Origin of the sequence: Spiroplasma endosymbiont of Melanargia galathea (assembly GCF_964031075.1) — a bacterium.
Classification (GTDB): Bacteria; Bacillota_I; Bacilli_A; order Mycoplasmatales; family Mycoplasmataceae; genus Spiroplasma_A; species Spiroplasma_A apis.
Map to the genome: position 1 here is coordinate 987,491 of NZ_OZ035000.1, position 12,537 is coordinate 1,000,027.

Genomic DNA, 12,537 nt, shown 5'->3' on the forward strand with positions numbered 1-12,537 from the left:
TCGAAAGAGGGGCAGTTTTTTTATGACCAAAAAATAGCAGCTGAACAACGGTTAAAAAGAGTAGAAATTTAAAAAAATTAATGAATAAGAGTTTCTGAACTGGAATATAGATTTTAAAAACTAAAATTATAACTCTTATTTAAAATTAGAAGAAAAGCTAAATTATTAGATAATTAGGGTATGAGAGTTTTAATTAGAAAAAAGAATATCGAACTCATAAAAAGAGATAAATCCGATGTACCATTAGTAATCAATGGTTTAAATGAAGAACAAAAAAAGATAAATTATAGAAAATAGAATTAAAAATAAGAAAGATTAAAAAGAATTAGATAGTTTAATAAAATACGATCTCTAAACACAAAATTAAAAGCAAGACTTATTTTAATGCATATAGAATCCTTTTACAAAAAATGTTAGAAATTATAATTTAACTATTTTAAAAGTGATGTTGAATATATTCTAAGTGATTCAAAATTCATCTATGGGAGTAGAAAAATTACTATCACACTAAAACAAAAAGGGTTTAAAATGAACGATAGAACCCTAAGGCATTATCTAAAAAGCTGAGGTTTTATTATTAAAATAATGGTTAAAAAACGTAAACAAAAATCAAAAAACACTAACGTTAAGTTCAAGGACTAATAAAGCGTGACTATAATCCTAAAAACGACAATATTATAGCAACTGATGTTTCTTATTTTCCTGAGTTGGTAGACGGAAATAATTATTACTTATCAGCAGCAATTAGTCATAATACTAAAAAAATAGAAGCTTCATGCCTATGAAATAAAAATAATACTCAATTAGTGCTCGATACGTTGAATAAAATAAACAAAACAAGTTTTATAAGGCACTCAGATCATGGTTCTCAATACTCAACTTATAATGTAAGAACTTTAGTTAAAAAAATGAATAGAAAAATATCAAAGAGCAGAATAGGCAATTCTTTAGACAATAGAGAAATAGAATATTTCTTTGGGCGCTTAAAAGGTGAGTATTTAAATCATATTGATACTCATAAGATGAAGTTCAACGAAATCAATGAGCACATAAATTGATATATAAATTGATATAAGAACAAAAGAATACAAAAAGTATTGAATTAAAAAACGCCAGCTAATGCCAGCGTTGTTATTTAATAACTGTGGAATTTAAATTTCCCAGTTTAGTTTTTACCAGTTTTTTATGCTATTTTTTGAAATATAAATTGATTTTTATGTTTTGTAGTTCAAATTCCATCAACTCTAAAGTTAATATTAATAAAATCTAACGCAAAATTGATATCTAGATATTTTTCACCACTATAGTAAACCACTTTATTAAATAAACCTTGTTCATCAATATCAAAAAGTATATTAAATACTGTGCGATCAAATTTTCACTCAAAGGTTTCTTGGTTTCCTTCTTTAAGTAATATTTCTCTAAATTCTTTTTGATCGTCATCTTTTAATGATAATGATGAGTTTATTGCATATTTATATTGATTCCCTGTATTTTTCAATGTATCCCATAGGTTTTTAGTTCTGTTTGGTTTAATACCACTAAACGCTGCAATTGCATTGTTATCGGTTGTATTAGTAATACCAAAATTATTTTTAAAGCTGTTTATACCTTTTAACGAATTATGATATATTGCTTCCAAAGTTTTTGATTTTTCTATTGCACTAAAAGTATCATTTTCTCAATTTTTTTCATTTTTATCAACTGAGTAACTTGTTAGAATTTTAAACTCAGGTAATTCTTGAGTATAATCATCTCCAATTTTGAATTGTAACCCTTTTAAGTATGCGTATCCAATTTTTGATGTTGAAGATAAATCAATTCCTTTGATGGCATCATCTTTTAAGTTTGCAACTCAACTTTCTGTGTTACTTTTGTAATTTTCGAATAAATTATTAGAGTTTTCTTGAATATAATTGTATAATGATTCTTCTACTTCTTGTTCTGATGAACCTAATGATTTTGTCTTTTTATCGCTAAGTCCTTTGAATAATAAATCCATCATTTTTTTACCGTTATTTACTTCATCTTTTCAATCGTATAAAGTTGATTTTTTATTTTCGATTGAATGTGATCATTCAATCTTTGATAAAACTTCAACCCCTTCAGCAAATGTCAAGGTTTTTGCAAATTCATTATTTTTTATTTCTTCTAAGTCTCTTTGTATATAACTTACAAGTCCATTTTTAAAACTCGCGTTGCTAAAATAGTTAGATACCCTATTATTATCAAGTAATAACTTATCATCTTCAGAGATTTTTAATGAATTAGCATCTAATCAAGCACTGCTATTATCATCCTTTTTGTCTTTAAAAAATTGGTTTTGTAAAGTTTGTACAATAGAATTCCCCAACTTTTCTATATTATTAGAATCTGTTAAAGAATAAATAAAGTTACTTTCTATAAGTGTGCTTTCATCATCTTTAGACTCTTGATCTTTGAAAAGTGCTTTTATTTTAAAGGGAATTTTTATATTTGAAGTAAATGATTCTTTTGGTTGAACTTCAGAACCGTCCCTCTGCATAGTTTCTTGGTCTTTAAAGCTTTTATAGTCTATTTTCAAATTATCAAAATCTAATGTAAAATCTTTAAAAACATTTTTTACACCTTTTAAAATGATATCATACTCACTTTTTTCCTTTAATTTATTTAATTCGTTCTTGATATTATCTATTGCTAATTTTTTGTTTATATCGTTTTTTAGTTTGTTTTTGTCTTCGTCTGTTACTTTTTTTGCTTCATCACCTTTATATTTTTGTATTACATCTTTCTTTAAGAACTCGTTATTAACTGCTTGACCTTTGTTTTCTACCTCAATCAAGTTTTTGTTAGCTTTAATCAATTCGTTTGAAACAATAGTACTTACTTCTTTTTTGAAATTAGCAATAACTGATGCAAAATCAGGTCTTTCTTCTTGTGTACCTGGTTCGGGTGTTTCTTCAGTACCTTTGTTTTTAGAACCACATGATATAATGGTTGTTACAGGTAAAGCTGTTAACGACAAACTTCCTAATATGTTTAATAATTTTTTCACACTTTGTACTTTTTCCTTTTGCCAATTTATAATACCATAAAATAACTTAAAAGTTGATTTATGATAAACAAGGTTTTCAAAAATATAAAAAAAATGAGATATTATTTCTAGTATTTTTTTATATTATGTGTAGTCTATTTTATAAGAAGTTTAGTTGAGGATATAACCATGGATATAAGAGGTATTATCTTGCAAGGTATGAGTAATTATTCTCCACAAGAAAAAAAACTAGCTGACTATTTATTAAATAATTTATCAACCATTAGCACTTCTTCATTAAAAGCAATTGCAAACAAACTACAAATACAGAAATCTGTAATATCTAGTATGCTTCAAAAAATAGGTTTAGGTGGATTTAAAAATTTTAGATATGTTCTTGATAATCAATGCTATCAAGGACATATCAAAACTTCAAATATCATTGATACATACGAGAAACAAATTATTAAAGATATAAAAAATACTTCAAGTTTACTCAAAACTAGAGATCAGTTATTAAAATTAATCAACATCATAAAAACAGAAAACTACAGACAAATAATACTTTACTCGACAGGCAAAACGAAAAAAATTGTAGATTTTTTATACTTCAATTTATTAGAAAATAACATTAATTGTAAGGTTTTTTCTTCACTATATGATTCTGAACTTTTAGATGTCGAATCAAAAATAGTAATAGTTTTTAGTATCTCTGGTAATAATAATAAAATCTCAAGATTTTTAAAACTGGTAAAACAACAAAATCCCCTTGTTATAGCTTCAATCACCTCAACACTTAGTTGTAACTTCAAGGAATTTCTTGATTTACATATATATGGAAGTTGCTCAACATATTTTAGCAAGGATGGAAAGGTTTTTCCTATTGGCGAAAAAATGCCTATTTGAATGATAATTGACTTATTTTTAATCTATTTGAAAATATAGTTTTTTCACTTCAAGTGGTTTTAAGATTAAAAGAAAGATAGACATTAAAAAAACTTATGTTTGTTTCGAGAAAAACATAAGTTTTTTTAGTTTCTTATTTTTCTATTAAGGTTGTTTTACTAAGAAAGTTGTCAATTCTTTTTCTAATCAAATTTTATCAACATTAAATATTATATTAACAAAATCTAATGCAAAGTTTATTTCAAGATTCTCTTCACCTGTTTCTTTTGTATACCTACCACTTTGATAAGTTCTATACTCGTATACTACACCTGTATTATTAATGTTGAATATCATGTTGAATGAGTTTCTAACAAATCTTCAACCAAAAGTTTCTTGATTCCCTTTTTTTAATAAGTAATCTCTGTAAGCTTTTTGATTAAATTAATCTTGTGAATCATTTTTTAAAGATAAAGAGGAGTTAAGAGCTTGCTTATTAAAATCTCTTGTGTTTTGTATAGTTTCTCACAAGTTTCTTCCCATAGTTGGAGTTTTACCACTAAATGTAGCTAAGATCTTTGTATTATCTGTTTTTCCTATACCAAAAGTTTCAATATAGGCATCGATTCCTTGTTAGCATTATTATAAACAGAAACAATTGTTTTTAATTCTTCAATAGATTTATATTTATTAGCTTCACAATTATCGTTCTTATTTACTAAATAGCCAGTTAATAATTTACATTCATATTTTCAAAAATGTCCTCTAGACCATCTAGGATAACGTTATATTATGGTTTATTTCTTAATTTGTTTAGTTTACTTTTGATAATATCTATTAATAATAATGTTTTTCTGTAATATTCAAGTTTATTTTTGTCATCTTCACTTAAATTCTTTTGCTTTGAGTTTTTTTCAATGCTTTCTTTTACTAGAAATGTATTTCTAAATTTAGCATTTTTCTCTAATTCGAATAGTTTTTCTCTTGTTTTGAATAATTCTTCAGATATTATAGTAGAAACATCTTTTTTAAACTGCGAAATTAAAGAAGAAAAGTCTTGAGCTTCCTCTTTTTCTTCTGAATTTGGTTTACTTTCACTTGATTCATTATTAGTTTTACATGAAACAATCGAAGTTACAGGCAGTATAGTCATAGACAAACTCCCTAATATATTTAATTATTTTTTTCATTTTATTCCCTCCCTTTTTCATATGTAACACAAACGTGTTAAAAGAAAAAATTTTTTGAGTGGTTAAATACATTGAATAATTATTTGTTAATTTTAAATATTTAAAGAAAAGACTGAAATAATTAAATTATTTAGAAATTTAAGTTAGTGACAACTAAATGAAATAATAATGGAGGTGAACAAATTTGAAAATAAAAAATATTCCTATTAGGAAATTTTTATCTAATTTAAGAAAAAGTTTAGAAGACTTTGGAAGAGCCATATTGGTACCTGTCACTGTAATTCCTTTACTAGCTTTAATAGGAGCAATTGGTTATGCGGGCCAAGCAATTGCAACTGAAGTGGGTACCTACCAAGGGAATGTAAAAATTGCAGTAGATGCTATAAAAAATATTGGTATGATTGCAATAACAAACATAGACTTTTTAGTTGCTATCGGTTTAGCAGCTGGTCTAGCCAAAAGTGAAAAAGTAGCAGCTGCATTATCTGGTTTAATGGCTTATGCTGCATTATGTTTTGCTGCAAACTTGATGCTCCAAGTTTTACAACCAAATATGTTACAAAATCCAAAAGAAGCTGGGTTGGCTTTTAGATTTGGAGTTATGTCGTTTCAGTATAGTGCCTTTGGAGGTATGATTGCTGGGATTATAGGATACAAAGTACATAAATGAACTTATAAACTGAAGTTTCCAGAATTTCTATCATTTTTTGGAGGGCCGAGATTTTCCCCTGTTGCAAGTACATTGGCTGCTTGAATAATAGGAATGCCACTCGGAGTAGTATGGATATATATCTCTAAAGGTTTAGTAGCTGTTGGAGAAGGATGAAAATATATGGGTGCTGGTTCGCCATTCCTATATGGAATTGCAAATAGAGCATTGATACCATTTGGATTGCATCAAGTCATGAATTACTTTTTGTATTATACAGAGGTTGGTGCATCTTGAATAGCTCCTGATGGAAAAATCATCAATGGTATCTACAATATAGCAATAGCAAAACTTGGTTTAAATGAAATGATTTATGCGAAAGATACATGAATTGTTAACGGAACGTTTCCTACAAATATGTTTAGTTTAACTGGTGCAGCCTTAGCTATGTATTTTACAATACCAAAACAAAGTCGTAAAGTAGTTGGTGGTGCAATTATCTCGGCTGCTTTAGCATCTTTTCTAGCCGGAACAACAGAACCAATTGAGTTTACGTTCATATTTACTGCACCATATTTATATATTATTCACATCTTTTTTACTGGTTTTGTTTATATGTCTATGTATCTTTGTAATTTTGCCCAAGTATCAACAAGAGGATCAGGTTTAATAACTTGAATTGTTGTAAATGGAATAAACTGAAATAAAATACAAAATGTTTGAGGGCTATTCATAATCGGACCAATTGCATTCGGAACATACTTTATAACCTTTTATTACTGTATATTGAAATTCAATTTAAAAACTCCAAGAAGAGTAGATGCAATAACAAAAGATTCAAACAAAGTAGAAATAAAAGATAATGAAGAAAAACATATTTCAAAAATTATAGAAGGTTTAGGCGGAAAAGAAAACATAATAATTATGGGTAACTGTATTACAAGGCTTCGAGTAACAGTAAAAGATATAAATAAAATTAATAAAAACATGTTAGAAGAAACAAAACCTTATGGAATCAAAGACATTGGTAATAATCAAATTCATATTATTTATGGTCCAAAAGTAGTAAACTTAGCAACAGATTTAAGAGAGTTTCTAGGGGTGATTGAGTAATGCCTTTCAAAAAAATTTTAGATAACTTATATCTAGGCGATCAATTTTCTAACACACTAAAAATAGATTGTGAAGTCAAAATGAGTGATATATTCTACAGGAATCTTTGCAAACGAGAAAACATCATATTTAAAAATAGCAACGTAGTAATAACGAAAGATAAATTAGCAGCTAACATTGTAGATTGTTATCATCCAACTATTTTAAATAAACATTATTTTCTATTTGCAATTAACTTTATAAAACAAAATATAAAACAAAGGCGTGTGTATGTTCATTGTCAATTAGGAGTTAGTAGAAGTGCCTCACTGATTTTCATTTATTTAATTATAGAAAATATCCTCAATATTGAAGACTTTAACTTAGCCTTGAATCACTTTATTGATAATTTCTACCCTTATATGAAATTAAACTCTGGTATTTATTTATATTTAAAAGAGAACTTTCCTTTTCAAGAATTAAAAAATAGTTTAAATGAAAGTAGCGTGAAAATTTAATGTACTACTTAGACTTCGATTATAGAGTTTTATACATATACAAAGATGGTCAGTTATTGCATAAGGAGCCCACTTATTGTCTCTATAATTTGAAAAGTTTAGAACTAATTGCAATGGGGGAAGAAGCAAGACATAAACTAAAATGCGATATAAATTTTTTAGTTTATATTCCAATAGAAAATTCTAAAATAGTTAGTGAGAAAATATTAAATGATTACATAAGTTTCATTTTAAGAAAATACAGAATAAATAAATCCGAAGCAAAGTTGATAATTTACAAATATATAAATAAGTTCAAAAACTATCCATCAATAAGTGGGAAGAGTTTCTTACATAAGTTTTCAAGTAGTGATTATTTTTTTGAGATAAGAGGTACTGAGAGTATTTTATATGATAAACAAAAAAATCAGCTTAAAGTAATCACATGAGGGCTACAAGATATTTACAAAAACATAAATTATTATTTAAATGATAATTACAATGTCACATTAAACACAAGTAAAATTGAATCTTTAATTAGAGAAACAAAGAATGATACAAGTTCCCTTAACATAGTTGCGCGATCTATTTTAAACGGACAAGAAGTTGATATAGAGATTTCGAATATCTCAGAGTTGTTTAAAAGCTCTATTAAAAAATTGCACAACTTTTTTAAAAAAATAGACGCAAGCAAAATAAGCTTTGGACCAAAATTTATTGAGGTGTTTGATTTTGTATATTAAACTAGGTATTGGATTATCTGCTTGTATATTTTTCTTTGTCCTGAGTTTTATAATTTTTAAAACTAGTAAAAAGAGCTCTTTCTCTAACAAAAGACGAGATATTTTACCAATAATATTTTTTGTTGCTGCTCTGATGTGCTTACTTTTCTCTTTGCAAGATTATTTATTTGGTTTTTAAAGAAACTACACCTTTATTTGTTGAAATTTATTAAGAAGTTAAAGTTTTATTTCATACAAAAAAAGCACTTTACCAAAGCTAAGTATCATCTACTCTAGTTTTGAAAGTGCTTTTTTATTCTTTATTTTTTATATTTTTCTTTATTTTCCTTTTGACGTGCGCTTCCATCTGAGCAACAAGGACATTTTTTTGATAGACAAGTTTGACAACTGATACATTTTAAGCAACTTTGACACCCATGAAAAGATCCGCTACAAACCCTACAAGTATAACAATTATGTGCTCCACCTGGGCAACAAACTTCCGATGGTGTAATTGATTTATTTTCTGCCATATTAATAAGTTCGCCTCCTTTTGTTAACTAATTATACTCAAAAAGTTCTAGCTTACCAAGTATGTTAATGGTTGTTTTCTTATTTGTGCCATAGCTGCAATCCATCCGAATAACATTATTAGCGAAAGTATTCCATAAGCAAGGAAAGGAACCCAAGGCAGCGATGGGATTAGAACCAAGACACCAAATTTATTTCAAACTATAGTTTGTAATAAATTTCAAGTAAGAATTGAGACAATGTATGCACAGATAAATACTATGGTTCCACCTGTGATATATCTTCCCATTACCATCCAATTAACCTTTGCATTCGAATATCCTAATGAACGCATTATAGTTATAATGTTTATTGCATCAACAATTATAATATTCATTATAACAATCAATAGGATTGTTAATAAAATCATATCGATAATAACGTACATTACCATCGATCAAATTATTGTACCAGTTAGTGCGTCTATTGCGGATTTTATAATTGGCATTACCATTAAACTTTTTCCGAATGTACCCGATAGGACATAATTTAAATTTTCGTCTCGTACAAAGTTAACTTTTTTTAGGACTTTTTTTATGATGTCTGCTAAGTCTTTGCCAAGTCCATGACTATTATTACCAACTGCTTTTCTTAAATATATATCTAATATTGTACCCAATCACGAGTTTTTGGTAGAAGTTGATATAGTGGTTGATTCTAAATGGTTAGTAAAAGATGTGACAAGATTTTGAATATTTTCAAGGTTAAGTTTACCACTTAGACTTTTTTTAGTACTATAAAATGATGTAAAGTATTCCTTTAAAGAACCATTTTCAACAATTGAATCATCTTTGTATTTGTTGAGTAATAAATTATAATCTGCATAAATTGTTTGTTGAAATGTGTCGGCATTATTTATTCCAACAACCACAAAATCTCCGATTATATTCCCTTTTTTACCAATTTTAAGATTATTTATGATATCTCCAACTTTTGCGTCCAATAGTTTTGCGAGACGGAAAGATATGATTACTGGTATTCTTTCGTTAACTGCGGTTCCCAACGATTTAATTGTATCTTGGGTTATTGAACTTAGATTGAAAATATTGTTAATATCACCATGTTTATTAGTTGTATCTATTGCAAATATTTTAGATTTTAATTTATCAACTTCACTGTTTCCCTCGATAAAGTAAGGTATATCAAGAACAAGTGCTTCTTTTGAACTATCATATAATACAGAATTAGATGTCAATAATGTATTTACATCATCAGAAGCGAGTAAAAACTCTGTAATAAGACTTCTAAAATTTGTATTTATATTAGATAGACCACTTGTATCGCTTGCAAAATTGGTAATACCTCTTGGGGCAACTCCTTCGAGTAATGTGTCTCTCATGGTTTTTTTAAATGTTTTTGTGTCATTACAGTCCTCGAAATCCTTGTCTTTGAATGATAAACAAAAATACTTTCCGATGTCGTTTATTTTGATCGCTGAATGTTTATCAGTTTTATTGTTACTCATATTTAAAATGTTTTGTTCACTCAAAAACTCTGGTAAATTGTCTGGGTCTGTTATCAATTTAGAATACATTACTTTTAGCTTATCTATATTTAAATCATCTACTTCTTTTAAAGGATAAGTTAATGAAATAAAGTTGAACAATAGCGGTAGTGGAATTTTTGAAAAAACATCAATAGGATTTTTAATGACTTCTTTTCTGACATCAGATAGCTTATATAATAGCGTTGATATATTATTATAGTCAATAATTGTATTTTGATTATCGTTATTTAAATAACTTTCAACTGAATCGTGACCTTTTATATCTATATATTTTAATTCGCTGCTTTCTGCTTTTCTTGTATCTTTAATCTTGCCATCGAATGATAACGTGCTTGATTTAGAATATTTGTAATAGTGGTCAACTTTATTGTTCAAGTAACCAAAACTTCCATTTATCATATTTTTTAATATTGGGATTGATTGTAGTTGCAACATAAATAAGAAACCACTAAATCCAATTAGAGTTAATATTAAAACAAATTTCCCTTTAGCACTAGAAACAAATGCTTCTTGCATTCTATAAGTAAATCCTTGATTTTTTTTCTTCAATACTAGTAATAAAATCTTGTTGATTCCTATAAATAATAATGAAGGAAAGAAAATAACATAAATAATTCAGATGACATAACCCCATTTTTTCTTTTTGACACCAGTACTTAATAATGCAAGAGCATTTTCTGATAGATAAGAATAAATAATCAGATAAGATAAACCAGCAAATAAAAGTGGGACTAGAATAATCAAGCAAGTTAGAAAAATTGGATTTGAATAAACATTATCAAAACTGAATACAACCCAGTTAGCAAAACTTTTAGTTGAGGCTTCAATTTGAAATGGGATTGATAAAAAGTACCCGATTCCGATTCCAATAGTCATAGAAATAAAAGTTTTAACAGAGAATACTCAAGTTAACTCTCTGGTTTTATAACCAATTGATTTGAAAACCCCTAATTGTCTTCTTGTATTATTTATTTCTTTTTTTAGTACAAAGATAATAAAGAAGAACGCAAGTAAAAATAAAATTATACCGATTGCAAGAAATATGTAAGTCATCACATACAAATTAGTTAAGAGTTTTATTGAGTCATGAGATGAAAAATCTTCAAACACTGTTGTACCAACATCGAATAGCTTTGCATTTTTCTCTTCATTACTATTAGTTACTAAGGATTCATTGAGTGGCTTCGAATAGTTTGAAACCATTCTATCTTGTGATATTTTGAAATTTGAGTTTTCTTTAAAGTCTTTTAAAATAAAATCATTAAAATAAGTTTGGCTATTATCACTATTTGAAGAGTCACCGATAAAAAATGATTTGTCTACAAAAATGTGGGCATAATTATCAACGCTAGATGTGTATCCTAGTTTTACAGGTGCAAGTGCAGAATATTTTTCGGCATACCCTACTATTTTAAAATTCACAGGAACTCATTTTTTTTCGTCATTTGATGTAGGTAAATTTATTTGAAAGATATTATTATTGATCATTTTTTGTTGCTTTCGAGCAAAATTGTCGTTTATAACAACTTCAATTGTAGGATTAGAAGTTCTATCTCATACAATTTTATTTGGTAGTCTACCAGATCTTAAAACCAAGTTGTTCAATTGTTTATTTTCATCAACAGTATTTGAATACAATGAAGATGTTGACTCGATAGTGTAATTATAAGTTTTAGAGAAGTTTGAGGCTTGATCTATAATGTTAATTTTTTGGATTACGTCATACTTTAAATCTTTTTCTTCCTTTAATTTGGATACTTCTTTCAAAAAACTATTTACTAAATAAGAGTTTACATCTCTACCCGCATTGAATTTTTTCAATGCATTTTTAACATCTGTTGTAAAAATTTCTTTACTTTTAATTTTTTCTGTTTTATAAGTTTTTTGATTACTATTTTTAGTTTCATAAGTAATATCAACTTCAATCTCATCCCCATTACTTTTGTAAGCATCAATTAAAAAATTCGCCATTCTTATTACGGCTTCTCTTTCTTTTTGTTCTTTATTTTCGTTATCTTTGATTTCCATATCATTAACGTAGTTATTTATGATCTTCTGAGCTTCACAAGTAAATCATGAATCTTTGAAAACTTCCAAGTTCACGTCTTCGAAATCATTATATTTTAACCTAAATTTAGAGTCTCCCTTTTTGGAAGAAAAAATATTGTTATAAACAAAATTATCATCAAGATCTTTGTAACCTTGCATTTGTTGTTGTCAAATATTTGTATTATTTCTTACAGACAAGGCATGAAGTGATAGCTGCAACGGTGTTGCCAACATCCCCATCACAATCATGGTAAATATTGTTAGAAAAATAATTGTACCCAAAGTTTCAACTCAAGATCTTATAAATAGTTTCATATAAGATTTAAAAATATTTTTCATAAAATTGCCTCTCGCTTATTTAAT

Annotated in this window: 9 protein-coding genes; 5 read left to right on the top strand and 4 right to left on the bottom strand. The window is 27.2% G+C overall.

The window, feature by feature from the left end; genetic code table 4:
- The first annotated feature begins 707 nt into the window (after positions 1-707).
- Positions 708-1,106, top strand: a complete 399-nt coding sequence (locus AAHM92_RS04415; RefSeq protein ID WP_500222259.1) for a transposase family protein — start codon at positions 708-710, stop codon at positions 1,104-1,106.
- A gap of 77 nt (positions 1,107-1,183) precedes the next feature.
- Here AAHM92_RS04415 and AAHM92_RS04420 read toward each other — a convergent pair whose 3' ends face one another.
- Positions 1,184-3,034, bottom strand: coding sequence for a lipoprotein (locus AAHM92_RS04420; protein ID WP_500222261.1), 1,851 nt, complete (start codon positions 3,032-3,034; stop codon positions 1,184-1,186).
- Between the two features lie 168 nt (positions 3,035-3,202).
- Here AAHM92_RS04420 and AAHM92_RS04425 point away from each other — a divergent pair, with 168 nt between their 5' ends.
- Positions 3,203-3,958 (top strand): MurR/RpiR family transcriptional regulator, encoded by a 756-nt coding sequence (locus AAHM92_RS04425; protein WP_500222262.1) that lies wholly within the window; start codon positions 3,203-3,205, stop codon positions 3,956-3,958.
- A 105-nt stretch (positions 3,959-4,063) separates the two neighbouring features.
- Here AAHM92_RS04425 and AAHM92_RS04430 read toward each other — a convergent pair whose 3' ends face one another.
- Together AAHM92_RS04430 and AAHM92_RS04435 are read right to left on the bottom strand one after the other, a co-directional pair.
- On the bottom strand, positions 4,064-4,255 hold the full coding sequence (locus AAHM92_RS04430) for a hypothetical protein (RefSeq protein WP_500222264.1): 192 nt from the start codon (positions 4,253-4,255) through the stop codon (positions 4,064-4,066).
- A gap of 433 nt (positions 4,256-4,688) precedes the next feature.
- Positions 4,689-5,051 (bottom strand): hypothetical protein, encoded by a 363-nt coding sequence (locus AAHM92_RS04435; RefSeq protein ID WP_500222265.1) that lies wholly within the window; start codon positions 5,049-5,051, stop codon positions 4,689-4,691.
- A gap of 221 nt (positions 5,052-5,272) precedes the next feature.
- Here AAHM92_RS04435 and AAHM92_RS04440 point away from each other — a divergent pair, with 221 nt between their 5' ends.
- The 3 genes from AAHM92_RS04440 to AAHM92_RS04450 are packed head-to-tail and all read left to right on the top strand — an operon-like array spanning position 5,273 to position 8,069.
- Positions 5,273-6,850 (top strand): PTS transporter subunit EIIC, encoded by a 1,578-nt coding sequence (locus tag AAHM92_RS04440; protein WP_500222266.1) that lies wholly within the window; start codon positions 5,273-5,275, stop codon positions 6,848-6,850.
- Positions 6,850-7,347: a dual specificity protein phosphatase family protein gene (locus AAHM92_RS04445; RefSeq protein WP_500222268.1), complete on the top strand. Its 498-nt coding sequence runs from the start codon at positions 6,850-6,852 to the stop codon at positions 7,345-7,347. The genes AAHM92_RS04440 and AAHM92_RS04445 overlap by 1 nt, the downstream gene beginning before the upstream one ends.
- Complete coding sequence (locus AAHM92_RS04450) at positions 7,347-8,069, top strand: hypothetical protein (RefSeq protein ID WP_500222269.1); 723 nt, start codon at positions 7,347-7,349, stop codon at positions 8,067-8,069. Before AAHM92_RS04445 ends, AAHM92_RS04450 begins: the two co-directional genes overlap by 1 nt.
- Positions 8,070-8,628: 559 nt before the next feature.
- On the opposite strand, the gene AAHM92_RS04455 is transcribed toward AAHM92_RS04450, so the two are convergent.
- On the bottom strand, positions 8,629-12,489 hold the full coding sequence (locus tag AAHM92_RS04455) for an ABC transporter permease (protein WP_500222270.1): 3,861 nt from the start codon (positions 12,487-12,489) through the stop codon (positions 8,629-8,631).
- Between the last annotated feature and the right edge of the window lie 48 nt (positions 12,490-12,537).